Annotated in this window: 19 protein-coding genes; 7 read left to right on the top strand and 12 right to left on the bottom strand. The window is 71.2% G+C overall.

The genetic code is table 11. The features are described from left to right. Positions 1-294 precede the first annotated feature (294 nt). Entirely contained in the window at positions 295-1,977 is a 1,683-nt protein-coding gene (locus BKA18_RS20430) for a bifunctional 3'-5' exonuclease/DNA polymerase (protein WP_366044142.1), read from the top strand. Positions 1,978-2,071: 94 nt separating this feature from the next. After that, the gene (locus BKA18_RS20425) at positions 2,072-3,052 is read left to right on the top strand and encodes an alpha/beta hydrolase (protein ID WP_366044141.1); all 981 of its coding nucleotides are present in this window, start codon (positions 2,072-2,074) and stop codon (positions 3,050-3,052) included. Positions 3,053-3,074: 22 nt separating this feature from the next. On the opposite strand, the gene BKA18_RS20420 is transcribed toward BKA18_RS20425, so the two are convergent. Further along, positions 3,075-3,707, bottom strand: a complete 633-nt coding sequence (locus tag BKA18_RS20420; protein WP_366044140.1) for a TetR/AcrR family transcriptional regulator — start codon at positions 3,705-3,707, stop codon at positions 3,075-3,077. Positions 3,708-3,839: 132 nt separating this feature from the next. On the opposite strand from BKA18_RS20420, the gene BKA18_RS20415 reads away from it, so the two are divergent. Further along, positions 3,840-4,538, top strand: coding sequence for a spheroidene monooxygenase (locus tag BKA18_RS20415; RefSeq protein WP_366044139.1), 699 nt, complete (start codon positions 3,840-3,842; stop codon positions 4,536-4,538). Between the two features lie 57 nt (positions 4,539-4,595). Further along, complete coding sequence (locus tag BKA18_RS20410) at positions 4,596-5,069, top strand: RidA family protein (RefSeq protein ID WP_366044138.1); 474 nt, start codon at positions 4,596-4,598, stop codon at positions 5,067-5,069. Positions 5,070-5,294: 225 nt separating this feature from the next. On the opposite strand, the gene BKA18_RS20405 is transcribed toward BKA18_RS20410, so the two are convergent. Both BKA18_RS20405 and BKA18_RS20400 read right to left on the bottom strand, forming a co-directional pair. Beyond that, positions 5,295-6,476 carry an acyltransferase family protein gene (locus BKA18_RS20405; RefSeq protein WP_366044137.1) on the bottom strand — a complete coding sequence of 394 codons (1,182 nt, stop codon included), beginning with the start codon at positions 6,474-6,476 and terminating at the stop codon, positions 5,295-5,297. Between the two features lie 433 nt (positions 6,477-6,909). Further along, entirely contained in the window at positions 6,910-7,794 is an 885-nt protein-coding gene (locus tag BKA18_RS20400) for a glycerophosphodiester phosphodiesterase (RefSeq protein ID WP_366044136.1), read from the bottom strand. Positions 7,795-8,149: 355 nt separating this feature from the next. Between BKA18_RS20400 and BKA18_RS20395 the strand changes: the two genes are divergently transcribed. The 3 genes from BKA18_RS20395 to BKA18_RS20385 all read left to right on the top strand — a co-directional run bounded on the left by BKA18_RS20395 (position 8,150) and on the right by BKA18_RS20385 (position 10,516). Beyond that, the gene (locus BKA18_RS20395) at positions 8,150-8,818 is read left to right on the top strand and encodes a response regulator (RefSeq protein ID WP_006604088.1); all 669 of its coding nucleotides are present in this window, start codon (positions 8,150-8,152) and stop codon (positions 8,816-8,818) included. Beyond that, positions 8,815-10,035, top strand: a complete 1,221-nt coding sequence (locus tag BKA18_RS20390) for a sensor histidine kinase (protein ID WP_366044135.1) — start codon at positions 8,815-8,817, stop codon at positions 10,033-10,035. Before BKA18_RS20395 ends, BKA18_RS20390 begins: the two co-directional genes overlap by 4 nt. A gap of 88 nt (positions 10,036-10,123) precedes the next feature. Continuing rightward, the gene (locus BKA18_RS20385) at positions 10,124-10,516 is read left to right on the top strand and encodes a hypothetical protein (RefSeq protein ID WP_366044134.1); all 393 of its coding nucleotides are present in this window, start codon (positions 10,124-10,126) and stop codon (positions 10,514-10,516) included. A 203-nt stretch (positions 10,517-10,719) separates the two neighbouring features. On the opposite strand, the gene BKA18_RS20380 is transcribed toward BKA18_RS20385, so the two are convergent. The 9 genes from BKA18_RS20380 to BKA18_RS20340 all read right to left on the bottom strand — a co-directional run bounded on the left by BKA18_RS20380 (position 10,720) and on the right by BKA18_RS20340 (position 19,878). Further along, positions 10,720-11,025: a hypothetical protein gene (locus BKA18_RS20380; protein ID WP_366044133.1), complete on the bottom strand. Its 306-nt coding sequence runs from the start codon at positions 11,023-11,025 to the stop codon at positions 10,720-10,722. Between the two features lie 110 nt (positions 11,026-11,135). Beyond that, the gene (locus BKA18_RS20375) at positions 11,136-11,927 is read right to left on the bottom strand and encodes a hypothetical protein (RefSeq protein ID WP_366044132.1); all 792 of its coding nucleotides are present in this window, start codon (positions 11,925-11,927) and stop codon (positions 11,136-11,138) included. A gap of 52 nt (positions 11,928-11,979) precedes the next feature. Beyond that, on the bottom strand, positions 11,980-12,555 hold the full coding sequence (locus tag BKA18_RS20370) for a hypothetical protein (protein WP_366044131.1): 576 nt from the start codon (positions 12,553-12,555) through the stop codon (positions 11,980-11,982). Next, on the bottom strand, positions 12,528-13,808 hold the full coding sequence (locus tag BKA18_RS20365; RefSeq protein WP_366044130.1) for an MCE family protein: 1,281 nt from the start codon (positions 13,806-13,808) through the stop codon (positions 12,528-12,530). The genes BKA18_RS20370 and BKA18_RS20365 overlap by 28 nt, the downstream gene beginning before the upstream one ends. Continuing rightward, entirely contained in the window at positions 13,805-15,106 is a 1,302-nt protein-coding gene (locus tag BKA18_RS20360) for an MCE family protein (RefSeq protein WP_366044129.1), read from the bottom strand. The genes BKA18_RS20365 and BKA18_RS20360 overlap by 4 nt, the downstream gene beginning before the upstream one ends. Then, on the bottom strand, positions 15,103-16,431 hold the full coding sequence (locus tag BKA18_RS20355) for an MCE family protein (protein ID WP_366044128.1): 1,329 nt from the start codon (positions 16,429-16,431) through the stop codon (positions 15,103-15,105). Before BKA18_RS20355 ends, BKA18_RS20360 begins: the two co-directional genes overlap by 4 nt. Before the next feature lie 164 nt (positions 16,432-16,595). Continuing rightward, positions 16,596-17,603: an MCE family protein gene (locus BKA18_RS20350; protein WP_366044127.1), complete on the bottom strand. Its 1,008-nt coding sequence runs from the start codon at positions 17,601-17,603 to the stop codon at positions 16,596-16,598. Continuing rightward, entirely contained in the window at positions 17,600-18,628 is a 1,029-nt protein-coding gene (locus BKA18_RS20345; RefSeq protein WP_366044126.1) for an MCE family protein, read from the bottom strand. The genes BKA18_RS20350 and BKA18_RS20345 overlap by 4 nt, the downstream gene beginning before the upstream one ends. After that, on the bottom strand, positions 18,625-19,878 hold the full coding sequence (locus BKA18_RS20340; protein WP_366044125.1) for an MCE family protein: 1,254 nt from the start codon (positions 19,876-19,878) through the stop codon (positions 18,625-18,627). The genes BKA18_RS20345 and BKA18_RS20340 overlap by 4 nt, the downstream gene beginning before the upstream one ends. Positions 19,879-19,880: the final 2 nt, after the last annotated feature.

The raw sequence follows: 19,880 nt of genomic DNA, 5'->3' as shown, positions 1-19,880 counted from the left end.
GCTTTGCGCGACAAGCTGCTCAACGCATCAACAGGGGGAAAGTAGCGAGTCATTCGGGTGAATGCGTGACTCATTGATCCAAAGAAATTCGGTGTGTCACCGAGTTCCTCATCCTTGCACCTCGCGCCAATCTCCGGGTGCCACACGGCGGTTGTCGGTGGTGTCGTGTGCCCTTGCCGGCCGATGCCGTGCGGAATGGGCGGTGCCGCCGGCGGCCGCGGCGACGTCCGCTCGGGCGCATGTCGTTCGTGCTGGTCAGGGCCATTGTCAGACCCTGGTGCAAGACTCAGGGGCATGAGATGGGCGGTGGTGGAGACGGGCGACGGGGGTGCTCGTCTCTGCCCGCTCGCTCCGGACGGGCGGGCCGCGGGGCCGGTGTTGCAGGAGTCCTCGCTCGCCGCGGCCGTGCGCAGCCGTCCCGAGGTCGAGCGGTGGGTGTGGCGGTCCACCGCGGAGATCTACCGGCCGCTGCTGGCGGCGGGGGTGCGGGTCGAGCGCTGCTATGACGTGGAGGCCGCGGAGGCGCTGCTGATCGGCCATGAGGAGGGGCAGTACGGCCAGCCGCGTTCCCTGGCCGCTGCCTGGGCGCGGCTGCACGGCCTGCCCGTACCGCAGGACGGGCCCGCCCGTACGGCGCAGACCCAGCCGTCCCTGTTCGAGCCGGGCGCGGTGCCGCTGCCGCCCGGCACGGACGAGCTCGCCGCGCTGCTGGAGGTCTATGCCGGCCAGGTGGCGCGCACGGAGAAGGCGGAGCATCCGGAGCGGATGCGGCTGCTGCTCGCCGCCGAGTCCGCGGGCATGCTGGTCGCCTCGGAAATGGGGCGGGCCGGGGTGCCCTGGCGGGCGGATGTGCACCGCGAACTGCTCGACCGGCTGCTGGGCGAGCGCTATCCCGGCGGGCTGGAGCCGCGGAGGATGGCGGAGCTGGCCGACGAGGTGTCCCGGGCGTTCGGCACGGACGCGCGGGTGCGTCCGGATCTTCCCCAGGACATCGTCAAGGCCTTTGCCCGCGCCGGGATCTCCCTCACCTCGACCCGCAAGTGGGAGCTCCAGCGGATCGATCATCCGGCGGTGGCGCCGTTGTTGGCGTACAAGACGCTCTACCGTCTGCACACCGCCCATGGCTGGTCGTGGCTCCAGCAGTGGGTGCACGACGGCCGTTTCCGCCCCGAGTATCTGCCCGGCGGCACGGTCTCCGGCCGGTGGACCACCAACGGCGGCGGCGCACTCCAGATCCCCAAGGTGGTCCGGCAGGCCGTGCGCGCCGATCCGGGGTGGCGACTGGTGGTCGCCGACGCCGACCAGATGGAGCCCCGGGTGCTGGCGGCCGTCTCCCGCGACCGGGGCCTGATGGAGGTGGCCGGCAGCGGCGAGGATCTGTACGCGGATCTGGCGGCCCGGGCGTTCGGCGGCGACCGCGACCGGGCCAAACTCGCCCTGCTGGGCGCCATTTACGGCCAGACCTCCGGCGACGCCCTCAAGCACATGGCCGATCTGCGCCGCCGCTATCCGGCCGCGGTGGCGTATGTGGACGAGGCGGCACGCGCGGGCGAGGAGGGCCGGCTGGTGCGCACCTGGATGGGGCGCACCTGCCCGCCGGTGTCCGTGGCACCGCCAGACGAGGCGGGGCTGCCCCAGGAGGAGGAGCAGGCGCCGGGGTACCGCACGGGCTCGGCCGCCGCCCGCGCCCGCGGCCGGTTCACCCGTAATTTCGTCGTCCAGGGCAGCGCCGCCGACTGGGCGTTGCTGGTGCTGGCGGCGCTGCGCCGGGCGCTGTCGGAGGGCGGGCTCCGCGCCGAGTTGGTCTTCTTCCAGCACGACGAGGTGATCGTGCACTGCCCCGCCGAGGAGGCGGCGACCGTGTCCGGGGCGATCGCGGCGGCGGCCGCGGCGGCGGGGCGGATCGCGTTCGGGGACACCCCCGTGCGCTTCCCGTTCACCACGGCGGTGGTGGAGTGCTATGCGGACGCGAAGTGAGCGCGGGCGCCGGCGGGGAGAGTGTCGGTCATGGCAGGGAGGGTGCGGTGTGAGCAGAATGCATGGCCCCTGACGCGACCACCGGAGGCTCCCTGTGCCCTTCCCGCCGGGAATAACCGTCCATCCTGAACTCGCCCCCTTTCTGGACGCCTTGCCGCCGTATGCCGATCCCTTCCAGGACATCGCGGCGACCCGTGAGCGGTTCGGGGAGCTGCTGGCCGCGACCCCGGCCGACCGCACCGGGGTGCGCAGCCGGCGGTACGACATCCCGCGGGAGGACGGCAGCGCCCTGACGGTCGAGGTCTACCGTCCCGAGGTCGCCGAGGGCTCCTCGCCTCCCGGCGCGCTGCCCGCCGTACTGCACTTCCACGGCGGCGGGTACGCCATCGGCCGCGCCCTGCCGGGGCAGGACAAGACGGCCATCGATCTCTGCCGGGCGCTGCCCGCGGTGACCGTCACCGTCGAATACCGTCTCGCGCCCGAGCACCGCTGTCCGGCGGGTGTGGAGGACTGCTATCGCGCGCTGGAGTGGACCGCACAGCGGGCGGCCGAGCTCGGCATCGACCCCGAACGGATCGCCGTCACCGGGAAATCCGCGGGCGGCGGGCTGAGCGCGGCGGTGGCCCTGATGTCCCGCGACCGCGGCGGACCGGCCCTCGCTTACCAGTCGATGTGCGTACCGGACCTCGATGACCGCATCGCCGAGGAGCCGGTCCCGGCGGATGCCGAAAACGCACCGGCTCCGTGGGTCAACAGCCTCCGCACGATGCGTGCGTCGTGGCAGCACTATCTGCCGGAGGGGGCCGCGGCGGGCGTCTACGCCGCGGCGGCCCGCGCCGAGGACCTCACGGGGCTGCCGCCGGCCTATGTCCTGGTCTGCGATCTCGATCCGCTGCGGGACCCGGGACTGGCGTATGCGCGGCGTCTGATGGACGCGGGGGTGCAGGTCACCGTCCGCAATGTGCCCGGAGCCTGGCACGGCTTCGAGCTGCACGCACCGCGGACGCGGCTCGCGCGGGAGATGGCGGCGCACTGGACGGGGCATCTGCGGGCGGCGTTGCATCCGGCGTCTTAGCGCACCCGGTCAGAGCGTCCGGTCAGGGCGTCCGGTCGCCCGGGCCCGTGCCGTCCGGGTGGCCGACCGTGGCGATCAGGCCACGGGTGAGCCGCACCATCGCGGCGACCAGGGGCTCGCGCGGGCGGTCGGGGCGCTCCAGCCACCACAGGGCGAGGCCGTACAGCGCGCTGCGGATCGCCTCGCCGAGCGGCTCCAGTTCGGCCTCGGGGATGCCGGGGACGAACTCGCGCAGCAGCGCCATGTCCGTCTCCCGCTGTCTGCCTTGCAGCTCCTGGTGGAAGGCCTGCACTTCGGCGTCCCCGGTGGTGTCCCGGAACATCATGCGCCAGGTGTACGGATGGCTCTGCACATGCGCGAACCAGGCGTCGTACATCGCTGTCAGCCTCCCGTCCAGATCGCCCTCGCCGTGCAGGAGTTCACCGATCGGGGCGGCGGCCAGCTCATCGCGGTGCCGCTCCAACAGGGCGAGGTGCAGCTCCTGTTTGGAGTCGAAGTGGCGGTAGAGCATCGGCTTGCTCAGGCCCGCTTCGGCCGCGATCTCCCCGATGGTCGTGCCCGCGAAGCCGCGCTCCGCGAACAGCCGGGCCGCGGTGTCCTCGATACGGGTCCTGGCCGCGGCTCGCGCGGCGCGGCTCCGGTCGATCTCGTTCATGCGCTCCCACCCCTGCGATCTGGCTTGTTCCGGCCGGTGTTTTCGGGTCGCCCTTGCCTCTCCAATGAAGCATACTAGGTCGTGTACCAAGTGGTACACGCATCAGTAACATCGAGGAACGGGGGACCTGCCGTGATCGTTTCCGTCCATGTCGCAGATATCGGTGTCCGCTCCGTACGCAGCGTCCTCCGTACGTGCCCACGGCCGGACGGGACACCCGGCCTGCGCTGGGCCCAGACCGCACTCACCGGCCTCATCGCAGCCGGCCCGCCCCGGCTGCGTCCCGGCCGGGCCACGCTGCTCGCCGCGTGGGAGGACGATGCCGCGCTCGACCGCTTCCTCGCCGAGGACCCGCTGGCGCGACGGCTGGCCGACGGCTGGCGGGTGCGGCTGCAGCCGCTCCGGATATCCGGAGCCTGGCCTGCGCTGCCGGTGGAGATCGACCCCGGTGCCGCGCGGGACGAGGAGGACGGACCGGTCGCCGTCCTCACCCTGGGGCGGTTGCGACTGCGTCGCGCGCTGCCGTTCCTGCGGGCCAATTCCCGGACCGCCGGCCGGGCCGCGGCCGACCCCTCGCTGCTCGCTTCGGTCGCCGTGGCCCGACCGCCCCGCTTCGTCGGCACCTTCTCCCTCTGGCGGAGCACGTCGGCGATGCGCCGGTACGCGTACGGGGCCGCACTCCCCGAGCACAAGGAAACCGTCAGGGAGCACCGGGCGAATCCGTTCCACCATGAGGCGGCGTTCGTGCGTTTCCGGCCCTACGGTGCGCAGGGAACGCTGGACGGGCATGAGCCGGAGACGCTTGAATCCCTGGGAGGCGGGTCGCATTGACGGCGAACGGGGGCCCGCGGAAGGCATGAAGAGGCCGGGACGAGCGCGGGAGCAGCGATGACGACCGAGAACGGCGACCACGGCGCGACAGGCGGGAACGGCGCGCACGGCGGGGATGCGGACGCGCGGCGCGACGGGCTGGCGCGCATCAACCCCCCGCATCTCGCGCCGCCGACCGGCTTCAGCCATGCCGTGCGCGCCGCCTCGGGCACCATGGTCTTTCTCGCCGGGCAGACCGCGCTCGACGGAGCGGGCAGGATCGTCGGGGACGGCATCGTGGAGCAGTTCGAGCGGGCGCTGACCAACCTCTTGGAGGTCGCGGCGGCCGCCGGCGCCGGCCCGGCCGACCTCGCCAAGCTCACCGTCTTCGCCGTCGATGTCGCCGACTACCGCCGGCATGCCCGCGACCTCGGCCAGGTGTGGAAGCGCCTGGTCGGCAGCGACTATCCGGCGATGGCCGTGATCGGCACCACCCGTCTGTGGGACGAGGCGGCACTGGTCGAGATCGAGGGCATCGCCGTCGTCCGGTAGCGGCGACGTCCGGTAGCGGCGACGTCCACCCCGTCCGCCCCGCACACACACCAGAGGCGCCCGCCCCACCGGTCCTCCGGTGGAGCGAGCGCCCCTGACGCTGTGGTTCTCAGACGCATGCCGGGCGCAGCGGCGTTCCGTTACAGACGCACGTTCCGTCACAGGCGTGCGCTTCCGTCAGGGACCCCCGCGGTGTCCCCGCGCTCGGTGCCCGACCGCGTCCGCTCAGTTCCGGCTGCGGGCCATCCCCACCGGGTCCTTCTTGAACGCCCAGGTCATCTTGGGCTCCATGGCCCACCGGAACATCCGCTGCACGGGTGGGGTGCACAGCAGGGTGATGACCGTGCCCGCGATGAGCGTCAGGAGTACCGCGCCCCAGGGCGTGTGCATCCACGGGTTGTCGTACCAGTTCCAGAAGCGCGAGCCCTTGGCCAGGAAGCCGTGCAGCAGATAGCCGTACAGCGTCCCCGCGCCCAGCGCCGTGCACCACATCGTGCGGCCCGGGATCCAGGCGAAGAAGCAGGCCACGAGCACCAGCGAGCAGCCGAACATGGCCAGCGTCATCACCGCGCCGCTCCACCACGGGGCGGCGAGTTCCTGCGCGGCATCGCGGTGGTAGAACCACGCGGCGTTCATCCGCGGCGCCGCCCAGTACGCGAAGACCAGCGCGGCGGCGAAGACCGGCACGGCCAGGATCCGCGCCTTCTTGCGGCGTACCAGCCTGAAGTGTTCCGGCCGCAGCGACAGCCCGATCACGAAGAACGGCAGGAACTGCAGCACCCGCTGGAGGTCCAGGTCGTCACCGATGTCGGGTGAGATGGATGCGAGCACGGCGATGGCCAGCGCCAGCGGGACCGGCCAGCGCACGATCTTCCACAGCGGGGTGGTCAGCCGCCAGATGAACAGCGCTGCCAGGAACCAGGTCAAATACCAGGGGTCCGTGAGACTGATCGGATATCCCGGATCGTCGTCCGCCCACCTCTTGAAGAGCGTGTAGGCGACTTCGAAGAGGATGTAGGGAACGGCGACTCCGGTAATCAGCCGCTGCAACCGGTCCTTGCGCATATCGAAACTGCGCGAGAAATAGCCGGAGATGATGATGAACGCCGGCATATGAAAGGCATACACGGTGATGTAGAGCGCCGCCGCGGACCGGCTGCCGTCCCGCAGCGGCTCCCAGGAGTGCCCCATCGCCACCAGCACAATGGCCAGGTACTTCGCATTGTCGAAAAAGGCATCGCGCGGCTTCGCCTTGGCCTCGGCCGTGGCCTCATTCTTCGCACGGCTGCCACTACGGCCCGCGGCGCGGTGCCGGGTCCGGGCCTGCGAAGTACCGCCCGCGGCGGGGGAATCGGCGGGCGGGCGGGCAGCCGTCGCCGTGGCGGAAGCCGTCGCCACGGGTGCCATCGTGGCCGTCGCACCTGTGGCTTGCGCCGGCGCCGCGGCGCCCGTATGCGTCAGCGTGTCATGCGGCATCTGCCGTGGCGGGGGAAGCGGAACCCGCCGTTCGCCGTACGCCGGAAAGTCGTTCGTCAAGGAGCCTCCCGAAAGGATCCCAGGGGAGGAACTGGGCGATGGCCCGCACCGGGCCGCACATCGGAACCCAAAAGCCAAATCCTGCGTCTTAGTTCTTTTACGGGGAGTGTGGCGGTGTCGAACACCTCAGGCACCTTAGCCCCGCGGCGGGAATCACGTAAATCCCCGACTGCCGCGGCCACACGCGGCGCATCCGCCCTCCACAGCTCCTTCACGCAGCGCGGACGGCGGTGCGCCGCCGTGGCGTGACCCCGGCACCGCGAGCGATCTGGACAATGCCCCTCGAATCACCGTCCGTTGCCCATTATTCAATAACACCGTCGACGCCCCGCGCACGCACGGACCGCGCGGTGGTGTTCTTCGCCACGTCCCACGCATAGACCTCCAAGGCGCGCCCGTGCGGCCCGCGCAGCCGGTGCACGGCCGCCAGCCAGCCTGAACTGACCGCGGAAAGCGGGGGGTTGATCTGATCGGCGAAGCGCGCATAGCCCGGCAGCCGACGCACGTCGGGCGCGCCCAGAATTCCGGTACGCACCTGCGGTGCCCGCTCGTGCACGGCCTTGACGCAGCGCACGGAGAAGCTCTGGATCACCAGCCGGCTGCGGACATGGGCGCGATCCAGCCACCCCAGTGCCCGTAGTTCGCGGAGGACCTGCGCCTCGATACCGGGATACTTCTCCGGCGCCTTGATCTCCAGCAGCAGCCGCTGCCCGTTGTGGTCCAGACGGCGCAGATAAGCGGCGAGCGTCGGCAGCCGCTCCCCCGCGAACCGTGCGCCGAACCAGCTCCCGGCGTCCAGCCGCGCGAGCTCGGCAGCCGTGAAGTCTCCCACTCGCCACGGCGCCCGCCCGGGGAACACCTTCGCGGCGTCGGTGGTCCGCTCCAGCGTGGCGTCGTGCAGCACCACCAGCCGGCCGTCCTTGCTGCGCTGCACATCGTTCTCCACCCAGATGAGTCCGCGACGGTGTGCGGCGTCGACGGCGGCGAGGGTGTTCTCCGGCGCATCACGGGAGGCGCCGCGGTGGGCGATCACCCGGGTCGCCGCCGTGCCGGGGCCGGCCCGGGCACCGCTGATCACGGCGACGTCCGCGTACTCCCCCGGTCCGGCGGAGAGCACGGACGACGACACCGCGGCCGTCACCAGGTAGGCGACCGAGGCGGCGGGTATCCGCAGCGATCTCCGAAGCATGCGGGAGCCTCCCGGTCCGCTCACCGCAGACGGCCCCGTCTGCGCCAGGTACGCCCCGTCAGGCCCTTCCTCCGGTCCAGGACCACGGCTGTCACCTCAACATGCCCGGATCCCCCCGCACCCGCCACGCGAGTACACCCCCCTGCCGCCGATCGCCGGCCGCCCCTCCGAGAGCATTTCCCCAGTTCAGCATGGGTGGGGAGGGGATCCGGGCGGCCGGGTGACGAGGTCCCGTGCGGCCCGCCATCCGTGCGGGCCGCCGCCGGAGCCACGCGGGTCCACACCCGCCGCCGATTCCCCGCCCGGCAGGGAATTCGGCGGCCCCCTCGCGCCCCGTACGGCAGAATTCCCGCCTGTGACGATTCGCCTACTGATCGCCGACGACCAGGAGATGGTCCGCCGGGGCATGCGCCGCATCGTGGAGAGCCAGCCCGATATGGAAGTGGTCGGCGAGGCGGCGAACGGCGCGGACGCCGTGGAGCTCGGGCGCACGCTGCGGCCCGATGTGGCGCTGGTGGACATCCGGATGCCGCGGATGGACGGCCTGGAGGTGACCCGCCGGCTCGCCGACCCCGCGGCGCCCGACCCGGTCCGGATCGTCATCGTGACGACCTTCGACCTCGACGAATACGTCTATCCCGCGCTGCGTTTCGGCGCCTCGGGCTTTCTGCTCAAGCGCTCCGGACCGGCGCTGCTGACCGAGGCGGTGCGGGCGGCCATGGCCGGTGACAGCCTGATCAGCCCGTCGATCACCGTACGGCTGTTGCAGCACGTCACCGGGCCGACGGCCGGGCGCCGCCCGCGCCGCCGCGATCCGGTGCTGACCGAGCGGGAGGTGGAGATCGCCGGGAAGGTCGCCGAGGGCAGGACCAATGCCGATATCGCCCGCGAGTTGTTCATCTCCGCGGGCACGGTCAAGACCCACGTCGCGAGCATCCAGCGCAAGCTCCAGGTACGCAATCGGGTCGGGATCGCCGTGCGGGCCTGGGAGTTGGGATACGCCACCGGACGGACGCCGGGATGACGGTGCCCGCCCGCGCCACGGATCGGGTGCCCGGCCTCGCCGTCGGGGAGGACGACGCGCCCCGCCGGCGAAGACGCCGCCGGTGGTCCGGGGCGGCCGCGGCGGCGATGCTCCTGCCCGCCGCCCTCTGGCCGCGCGAGGCCCTGCCGCCGGCGGTGCTGGCCGCGCTGGCGCTGGTGGTGTCGATGGCGGTCCGGCCGGCGGGCCGGCTCCCGCTCGACCGGGCGGCGGGCGGGGTCGCAGCGCTCTCCCTGGTCGCGGACTTCATCCCGTTCGGGCGGGCCGAGGCGGCCCTGCTCTGGCTCCCGTTCGAGACGCTCGCGCTGCTGGTGCTCCTGGAGCGGGTGGTACGGCACGTACCGGCGCCCCGCGTGGGCCTCGTCGGTGCCCTGACCGGCACCGCCACGGTCCTGCTGCCGCTGCGCTTCACCCTGCACGCGCCGCACACGGGGCTCAAAGAATCGGTCTTCCTGGCCGCGCTGGCCCTCTTCCCGGCCGCCGGAGCGGCGGGCGTCGGGCTCTCTCTGCGGTCGCTGGACAACCGCCGGGCGCATGCCGTGGCGCTGGCCCGGCGCGAGCAGCGGCTCGAAGTCGCCCGCGATCTCCACGACTTCGTCGCCCACGAGGTGACCGGCATCGTCCTGGAGGCCCAGGCGGCCCAGCTGGGCGAGGACCCCGGGCCGGCGGAACACCGCGCACTGCTGGAGCGCATCGAGCAGGCCGGGCTGCGGGCGCTGGACTCCATGGACCGGACGGTGACCACCCTGCGCGAGGCGGACGGCCGCCCCTGGGAGGAGCCCGGACCCACCCGGCTCCACGGCCTGGCCGATCTGCCCGAACTCCTCGACCGCTTCTCCGCGATGTCCCCCGCGGAGGTCACTCTGTCCCTGGCGGACGAGGTGGCCGGCACGCTCGCACCCGAGGCCGAGGACACCGCGTACCGCGTGGTGCTGGAGGCGCTGACCAACGTACGGCGGCATGCGCCGCGGGCCGGCGGGGTCGAGGTGTGCGCGGGCCCGACCCCCGAGGGCGGCGTGGAGATCTCGATCGCCGACCACGCCGGGCCCGCCACGCCCGACGGCACCCGGCAGGGCGGCGGCACCGGCCTCGCGGGCCTCGCCGAGCGGGTCGGCGCTCTGGGCGGGAAGCTGGAGGCGGGCCCGTACGCGCAGGGCTGGCGGGTCCGTTGTGTGCTGCCGGGGCCCGCCCTTCGCTGACCCGATATCTGCCGAACGGCAGATGTGCGGCCCGCCCCGGCTCGGGATCCTCCTCGGAGTGCACCATCCCGTACCCGTGGAGGAACCGATGTTTCCCAGTCCCGGCCCGCGCCGGTCCGTTGCCCTCGTCGTCGCGGTGGCGGCCACCGCCCTCGGAGTCACCGGCTGTTCCGTGGACGCCTCGCAGCAGAAGCCGGAGTCGAAGAGCTTCCGGTACGCCGGGACCGCCCTGAAGCTGACGACGCACGAGGTGGCCACCGACCTCGTCGCCGCCGACCGCAAGGACATCAAGGTCATCCGCTGGTTCGACGCGGCCGCGGGCAGCGAGCATCTGACGTGGACGCTCAAGGGCGACACCCTCGACATCGACGCGGGGTGCAGCGGGATCGCGTTCTGCGACGCGAAGTTCAGGGTCGAGGTGCCCCGGGGCATCGCGGTGATCAAGGACGGCAGGAAGACCGGGCTGACCGGGAAGAAATGACCCGTCTTCCGCACCGGCACCCTGCGCCGCACCGGACGCGACCGACCACACCACCGCTGACCTGGCCCGTCCCGCAACGGCCAGCACGGGAGGGGGAGTTGCGATCTGCCCGCCGCACTGCGTCGGACCATCACCGACCGCCCCGTACGGGTGGCCGGCCTGGTGACCGCCGTCGGCCTGCTCCCGCCCGGGCGGCGCCTCGGCTACACCGGCGGGTGGTCCGGCACGGGGGAGGCAGCGACCGCGTCGTCAAGGATCTGCTCCCGCGCGGCGATGGTCATGGCGTTGATGGCGGCGGCCAGCGGGAGAAGCTCACCGGCCGGGACGGGATGCGCGCGCAAGTCACCGGATACCTCCAGTGTGGTGATGGCATCCCTGATGAGACGCATCGCTTCGGGAGTCCTGGGGACCGCGTCGGCTTTCACGAGGTTCAGCATCGTCTCCAAGGCATCGGCCAACTCACGTACCGCGTGCCGCAATTCGTCGGTATCGGGGAGTTCTTCGTCCATGGCGCAATGATCCCGCCGTGGCCGTGGATGCGCCAGCGCCCCGGGCCGCCAGGTGAGTTGGCGGTCCAGGTTGTCTGGAACGGCGGGTTCCACCGATGCGCGGCACACCGTCACAGGGCGTCGAGCGCGCTCACCTTCCAGCCCCCGGAGGTGTCCACGAGCGTCATGCGGACCCGGTTGAGGTCGAGGCGCGGACCGGACACCTGAGTGCTGTTGGTGACCTGGTTCATGAAGAGGAGAACGACGACCTTCTCCGGCGAGGCGGAGACCACCGATGCGGCGGAGGCTCCCCCGGCGGGGGGCTTCGCCACCGTGGCCGTGACGACGCCCTGGTACTTCTCGGCGGTGGGCGCCACCACCCTCGTGGTCGTCTTGCGGTACTTGCCCGCGAAGGAGCCGGTGAGGTGGGCGCGGGCCTTCGCGAAATCGCGATCGAGGTGGCGGTGGTCGTAGGAGAGGATCTCCGGCGCGTCCTTGCGCGCGACGGCCGGGGCCTCGGTGCGCGCCTCCTGCGTCCGCCGGTCCTCCCGGTACTCCCAGCCCAGCATGGCGGCGGCGACGAGGCCCGCCACGACGAGTGCGGCCAGCACGGCGGTCACCGCACCGGAGATCCGGCGGGCCGGCTTCGCGCTCTTCTCCGCTCCTGCGTTCTTCTCCGCTCCGGCCTCGCCACGGACGGCGCCCTTCGCCCGCTCCCGGGCCTCGGCGCCCGCCTCGGCCCCGGAACCGGACGCTTCGTCCACCACCGCGCTCTCCGTCGCCGCCTCCTCCTCGTCGAGGGCCGACTCATGCGCTTTCTCGGCCCGCTTGGAGGCGGCGCGGGCGGCCGCCGCCACGGATCGCTGCCGGGCCGATGTGCCGGCGCCGGCGCCGGCGCGGCCTCGTACGGTCGCCTTGGTCACGGTGTTTCTCCTTACTCGCCAGACGGCTGGGGGGTGCGGATCAGCCGACGGGTCAGCCGACGAACTCGAGATTCGAGGTCAGCCACCGCCCGCCCTCGAGCACGAGGTCGAGTTGCAGCCGGTAGTTGCGGGCCTGGCCCTGGGGCGCGGCGACGTTGGTCACCTTGCTGTCGGCCACGACCAGGACCTGGGCGGATGTGGCGCCCGCCTTGGCGATACCGGCTTCGAGGACATGTCCCTCAGAAACCGACTTGTTGTCCGTGACCAGCTTGGTGAGCTCCTTGGTCTGGGTGGTGAACTGCTCCTTGAAGTCACCGGTGGCGCCCTTCAGGACGTTCTTGCTGTCCCGGTCGTAGTGCCGGTAGTCGAGCGAGGTGAAATTCACCGCAGACTGCCGGGCCGCCGCCAGAATGTCCTGGTTACGTTGTTCCTCCCCGTGCTGTTGGTACAGCCGCACCCCGAAGAAGCCGGAGAGCACCACCAGCACGGCGAGGACGCCGGCGAGCACCACGGGGAGCACCCGGCTCTCCCGCGCCGCGCGCACGGCCTCGGTCGCAGGGCGCGGCGCGGACGCCGCCGTACGCTCCGCCAGGCGGCGGATCATGCCATGGGTCCGACGAGCAGCCATTGCCACGAGTCCTTTCCGAACGCACTCTGTTCTCCGCCCGTCGAGCCGATCTGGACGGTCCCCCCGCCCGGACCGGCGGCCTGGCCGGTCGCGGGATCGTACGGTGCGATGTACGACGCCGGATCGCCGCCGCCCCGCACCTCGGAGCTTGTGGGCCGCGGAACGTTCTGCGCGCCGCGGACCGAACTCTTGCTGCCCCGCGGGAGCGTGCAGCGCGCGGACGTGTTCGCCTGCACCTCGCGGGTGTCCTTCGGGTCGCGCCGCTGCGTCGATCCGTAGCCCTGCCGGCACGACGGGGGGTCGTCGGCGTTGACCACCAGGCCGAAGTGGCTGGTGCCGTCACCCGGCAACACGGTGAAGCTGCCGGCCACGACGACCGGGAAGGTGACCAGCGTCTGCTCCACGTTGGGGAGCCGCGCCACGGTGACCTGTCCACCGCTGATCAGGTTCCCCAGCAGGACCGGCAGCGCCTTCCGGTTGGCCTTCAGCAGCGAGTCCATCTCCTGCGCCGCCGTCGAACCGCCGTCCACCAGCCGCCGGACGTCGCGGTCGCTGTCCTTGATCTGGCCGGTGAGGTCCGCCAGATCGCGGGAGAACGACTTGAAGGCCGAGCCCTTGTCGTTCTGCGTCTTCAGGACGGTCTGCGAGTCGTCGATCAGCGAGATCGTCTGGGGCAGGCTGTCGCTCGCCGACTCCACGAGCCGGTTGCCCGAGTCGACCATCCGGGTCAGGTGCGGGGCCGTGCCGGTGAACGCCTGGCCCAGCTCGTCGACGGTGGTCCGCAGGTCCTTCTTGTCCACGGAGCCGACGAGGCGGTCCAGGCTGCGGATCATCTCCGTGGTCGGCAGCGGCGTGCGGGTGTCCTGGGGGGAGATCGTGCTGCCCTCGTGCAGATACGGGCCGCCTGCGGCACGCGGCTGCAGATCGATGTACTGCTCGCCCACCGCCGAGCGGTTCGCCACGACCGCGAGCGTGTCGGCAGGGATACGCGAGCCGTCCTCGATACGCAGCTCCGCCGAGACGCGCGAGCCGACCAGGCGCAGATCGCCGACGCGGCCCACGGGCGCGCCGCGGTAGGTGACCTCGGCGCCCGAGTAGATGCCGCCGGAGTCGGCGAACCGGGCCTGCACGGAGTACCCGCTGTCCGTCAGGCGGTCGCCCAGTCCCGCGTACTCGGCGCCGACGTACGACACACCGATCGCGGTGACCGCGGAGAAGGCGAGCAGTTGGACCTTGACCGTACGAGTGATCATGGCTGCATCCCCTTCGTCAGGAGCTCCGCGAGGCCCAGGTCCACGCCGTCGCCGAAACCGGTCCCGCCGCTGCCCTGGTGGGCGTCGTAGCTGCTGGTGCACACCGGCGGGCAGAGCACGCCGCCGCCGGACGATCCCTTGTCCCCTCCCTGGCCGTCTGCGCAGTCGCTGCCGGGCAGGCAGGGCGCCGAGGACGGTGTCGGCAGACCGGGCAGGTCCGGCACGTGCGGGGTGGCCGGCAGATCGGGCGTGCCGGGGAGCTTGGGCTTCGGCTTGTGCGGCGAACCGGGCTTCTTGCCGCCGCCGTTGGAGAGATTGCCGTAGATGCTCTTCAGGTCGAGATCCGCGGTGATGTGCAGGTTGGTGTAGTCGCCCTTGATGGCGTCGACGGAGTTGCGCGGGAACGGATAGGTGGTCATCAGCTCCAGCGCGTTGGGCAGGTCGTCGCCCGCCTTGTTCAGCTGGGTGAGGATCGGCTGCAGGTGCTTGAGGTTGGCGATCGTGTCGTCCCGTGAGCCGTTGATCACCTTCGTGCCGACCGTGCCGAGGTCGGACAGGGAGCGCAGCATCCGCGTCAGGTCCTTGCGCTGGTCGGCCAGGACCTTCAGGGCCGGCGACATGGTGTCGACCGCCCGGCCGATCGTGGTCTTCTCCCGCGCGAGCCTCGTGGACAGCCGGTCGATGCCCTTCATGGCGCGGATGATCTCCGAGCGCTGGTCGTCCAGGCCGCCGAGGAAGGTGTCCAGCTCGGTCAGCAGGTTCTTCACCCGGTCCTCGCGGCCCGCCAGGGAGTGGTTCAGCTCCACGGTGATCGTGTGGAGCTGCGCCACACCGCCGCCGTTGAGCAGCGCCGACAGAGCGGACAGCACCTCCTCGATCTCCGCGTTCCGGTTGCTCCGGGACAGCGGGATCTTCGCGCCCTCGGTGAGCCTGCCGACGGGCGCTACGTCCGCGGGCTTGGCGAGCGAGACGTACTTCTCACCGAGCACGCTGGTCTGGCGCAGCTCCGCGACGGCGTTGGCCGGCAGCTTCACCGTGTCGTCGACGCGCAGCCGTACACGCGCCTGCCAGCCGTGCAGCTCCACCTTCTCCACGGCGCCCACGGTGACGTTGTTGACCTTGACCGCGGACTGCGGCACGAGGTCCATCACGTCCCGGAACTCGACCGTCACGTGGTACGCGTCTCCGGCGGCGGCGCCGCCGGGGAGCGGGACGTCGTACAGGCCGTTGAACTCACAGCCGGTCAGCAGCAGCGCCCCGGCGACCGCCCACGCGGCCGCTTTGCGCGGGGCGGTCATGCCTGGGCTCCCAGGATGCCGCCGAGCGTCTTGTCGGTCGTGGCGACACCGGGCGCCGGGGGGACCGCGCCGGTCAGGGAGTTGGCGGTCGGCAGTTTCGGGAGGCCACCGAACAGCTTCCCCAGGTCGTGGCAGTCCGACTTCTCGCCCGCCGTCCTGAGCAGGGCGCACATCAGGCCGGCCGGATCCTGCGGTTGCTCGGCGTTGTTACGGGTGTCCAGCGTGCCCGATGCCGGGTTGTAGGCGTGCGCGAGATTGCCGAGACCGGCGGGCGCGACGTCCATCAGCTCCTCCAGCGCGGCGCGCTGCTTGACCAGCACGCGGGTCACCTCGCTGAGACCCTTCACATTGCGGGTCAGCGCCTTCTTGTTGCCATGGACGAATCCGGACACGTCCTTGAGCGCGACGGACAGGTTCTTGAACGCCTCCGCCAGGTCCTTGCGCTCGCCGGAGAGCTGGTGCGCGGTCGTGGCCAGACTGTCGTTGAACGAGCGGACGCTGTCGTCGTCCGCGGCCAGCGCGGCCGTGAACACCTGAAGGTTCTTCACCGTCCCGAACATGTCCTTGCGTCCGTCGGAGAGAGTGGTGAGGGCCTGCGAGACATCCTTGATCGTCTGGTTCAGGTTCCTGCCGTTCCCCTTGAGGTTGTCCGCACTGACGCCGATGAGCCGGGACAGCGCTCCGTTCTTGTTGGCACCGCGCGGACCGAGCGCCTCCGATGTGGTGTGGAGGCTGTCGAAGATCCGGTCCAGCTCGACCGGTACGGCCGTCCGCTCCTCGGGGATGACCGCGCCGCTCTTCATGGCCGGGCCCCCGCGGTACACCGGCAGCATCTGCACGTAACGGTCGCTGACCACCGAGGAGTTGACGATCGCGGCCTTGGCGCCCGCGGGCACCTTGCGACCGGCCTCGTACTCCATCTCGACCCGCACCCTGCGGCCCTGCGGGGTGACGCTCTTGACCTCCCCGATCGGGATGCCGAGGACGCGGACGTCCGAACCGGGGTAGATGCCGACGGTCCGCGGGAAGTACGCGGTGACCTTGACGGGGTCCGGCTTCGGCCAGAACGCGACGGCCAGGCCGGCGACGAGCAGGCACAGGGCGGTGCCGAGCGCGACGACGCGGCGGATGCGCCCCTGGGAGAGGCGGCGGGTGCGCCCCTGCGGCAGGAAGGTCCACCGGGGCCGCTGCAAGGACCCGCGCCGAGGCCGGTCCGGTGGCCGGTTCATCGGGACCCGCACGGGGGTGTCTGTACGGCCGGCGCTCCCCTGCGGGACGCGGCCGGCGCGCCCCTGCGGCAGAAAGGTCCACCGCGGCCGCTGCAAGGACCCGCGCCGAGGCCGGTCCGGTGGCCGGTTCATCGGGACCCGCACGGGGGTGTCTGTACGGCCGGCGCTCCCCTGCGGGAGGCGGCCGGTGCGCCCCTGCGGCAGGAAGGTCCACCGGGGCCGCTGCAGGGACCCGCGCCGGGGCCGGTTCGGTGGCCGGTTCATCGGGACCCTCCCGAGGGTGTCTGGGGCGCGGACGAGCCGCCCCGCACGGTCGCGGGCGCGGCGACGAGGTTCTGGATGTAGGTGTCGAACCAGCGGCCGTTGCCCAGGGTGTTGGTGAAGACCCGGACGAAGGGCGCCAGCCCTTTGATGCTGCGGTCGAGGCTCTTCTCGTTGCGCTGCAGCATCCCGACGAAGGTGTTCAGGCGGTTCAGCGCGGGGCCGATCTGCCGGCGGTTGTCGTCGACGAGGCCGGAGAGCTGCACGCCGAGTTCGGAGGCGTTCACGAGCAGGTTGTGGATCGCCGCGCGCCGCTTGTTGATCTCCGCGAAGAGCGCGCTGCCGTCCTTCACCAACTTCATGAACTCCTTCGACCGGTCGGAGAGCACACCGGTCACGCCGTTGGCGTGCGAGAGCAGCTCACGCAGCTCCTTGTCGCGCGAGGCCACGGTCCTGGAGAGCCGGGACAGCCCCTTGATGGACGCCTTGACCTCGGCGGGCGAGTCCTTGAAGGTCGTGGAGATGGTGTCCATGGCCTTCGCCAGGTTCTCGGTGTCGACCTTCTCGCTGGTCGTGGTCAGGTCGCTGAACGCCTCCACCACGTCGTACGCCGACACCGTCCGCTTCAGCGGGATCTCGCTCCCGGGCTCCAGCTGACCGGTGCCCTTGGGCTCCAGTGAGAGGTACTTGGCTCCCAGGATCGTCTTGACCCGGATGGACGCGCCGGTGTCGGTCCCGAACCTCGGCTCGTCCTTCACCCGGAAGGTGACCTTGACGTGGTCGCCGTCGAGGTCGACGTCGCCGACCTTGCCGACCTTGACCCCGGCGATGCGGACCTCGTCACCCGACTTCAGACCGCCCGCCTCGGAGAAGGCGGCGCTGTACTCCGCTCCGTTCCCGATCAGCGGAAGGCTCTCGATGTTGAACGCGCCGGCGATCAGCAACGCGAGGGTGATGAGGCCCACCGCTCCGATCGTGACGGGGTTGCGCTCGCGGAAGGGAATCATCGGCCGCACCTCGCCTGGGCGACGTGGAGGTCGGGCGTGTACGCCTTCGCCGTCTGCGGCAGCATGATCCGGCCGTCGAAGTCGCACAGGTAGAAGTTGAACCAGGAGCCGTACGAGCCGGTGGCGGTCAGCTTGTTGAGCTTGTGCGGCAGTCGCTTCAGGACGCCCTCCACGGTCTTCTGGTTCTTGTTCAGCGTCCCGGAGAGCTCCGACAGTCCCGCGATGTCGGACCGCAGCGCCGGACGGCCGTCCCGCAGCAGGCCGGAGGTGGCACCCGTGAGGTCGCCGATGCCGGTGAGCGAGTCGCCGATCGCCACGCGGTCTGCGGACAGTCCGGAGATCACCCGCTGGAGTTGCTTGAGCAGGCCGGAGAAGCGCGTGCTGCGCTTGTCCAGCGTTCCCAGCACCTCGTTGAGGTTGTCGATCACGGAACCGATCAGCTGGTCGCGGTCGGCGAGCGTCGTGGTGAGCGAGGCGGTGTGCGCGAGCAGGCTGTTGACCGTGCCGCCCTCGCCCTGCAGGGTCTTGATGATCTCCGACGCGAGCTGGTTGACGTCCTTCGGGCTCAGCGCGGCGAAGAGCGGCTTGAAGCCGTTCAGCAGCGCGTTGAGGTCGAGGGCGGGCTGCGTACGGGAGAGCGGGATGCTGCTTCCGGGCTTGAGCCGGGTGCCGTCCCCGGCCCCCTCGGTCAGCGCGATGTACCGCTGCCCGACGAGGTTCCGGAAACGGATGACGGCGCGCGTCGAGGTGAGCAACGGCCGGTCCTCGGTGACGCTGAAGGTGACCTCGGCGAGGGTCCGGTCCTTGATCTCGATGTCCTCGACCTCGCCGACGCGCAGGCCGGCCACCCTGATGTCGTCGCCCTTCTCCAGGCTGGTGACGTCGCTGAACACCGCCTTGTAGGTGTCCTTGGGGGTGAAGTCGACGTTGACGATCGTGGCCGCGAGCAGCGCTGTCGCGAGGAGGGTCACCGCGGCGAAGATGCTGAACTTGACCAGCGGCGCGGCCGTTTCCATGGCCTTCATGCGACGCTCACCGCCGTTCCCCGTGCCATCGGGCCGAAGAGCAGGGTCGTCACGGACGGCACCTCATCGGCGGGCACACCCATGACCGGGGCCACGAGCGAGCCGATGACCCGCTGCTCGGCGGCCGTTGCCGTCACGCCGCTCTGTCCTGCGGATGCCGAGCCGCCGGAGCCCTTGGTGCCGTCGTCGAGCTTGATCGGCGGCTGGGGCGTGCCGGGGTGGGGAAGTCCGCGGCAGTGGGGACCGGAGCGGTCGGCGTAGCGCGGCTCCTCGCCGGGGCGGTAGGGGGACCTGGGCAGGACGGCCTCCAGGGTGATGTGCATCTTCCCGCCCTGGAAGATCTGCTCGGCCAGCGGTTCCTCCTTCGTCAGACCACTGAGGAGACAGGGGAATTCGGGTGAGTAGCGATCGAGCAGCGCGAGGGTGGGGCGGGAGACGCGACCGAGGGTGATGAACCGCGCGGAGTTCTCGTCGAGGAAGTCCTTCGCGGTGTGCGCGAAGGTGGTCGTCCCGGTGAGGGTCGAGGCCATCTCGTCCTTCTTGTCGACGACAGTCAGGCTGGTGGTGATGGTGTTGTGCAGGATTCTCAGCAGGTCGGGGGCGGCGTCACCGTAGAGCTCGACCGCGTCGGCCAGCCGCGAGATGTCCTTGCGCATCGCCGGCATGTGCGGGTTGAGGCGGTGGAGGTAGCGCTCGACGCGCTCGAAGTTCGCACCGATCTCGTCCCCGCGGCCCTCGAATGCGGTGGCGACCGCGGACAGCGTGGCGTTCAGCTTGGCCGGCTGGACCGCACGGAGCAGCGGCAACAGGTCGTTCATCAGCTTCTGGAGCTCGATGGCGGCCTTCGTACGGTCCTGAGTGATCACGTCTCCGGCCCGGATGGGCCGCGCGGCGGGCTTCTTCGGGACCTCCAGGTCGACGTACTTCTCGCCGAACAGCGTCTTGGGCAGCAACAGGGCGTGGACGTCGGCCGGGATGAGCGACGCGTGCTCGGGGGAGAGCGCGATGTCGACCGTGGCCTTGTCGCCGTCGGCCCGCACCTCGCGGACCTCGCCCACGACGAGGCCGCGCAGCTTCACGTCGGCGGGCGGGTCCAGCTGGTTGCCGACGGTGTCCGCCTGCAGGGTGATCGCCACGGCCGGCGTGAACACCTTCTGGTAGATCGCCACGGTGAGCGACAGCAGCAGGCCGATGACGACGAGGAAGACGACGCCGTAGAGCCGCAGCCTGAAGGGATGGGTTGTCGACATCG

Source organism: Streptomyces auratus (assembly GCF_050433025.1).
In the GTDB taxonomy this organism is placed as follows: domain Bacteria; phylum Actinomycetota; class Actinomycetes; order Streptomycetales; family Streptomycetaceae; genus Streptomyces; species Streptomyces sioyaensis.
This window is presented reverse-complemented; position numbering and strand designations above follow the sequence as displayed.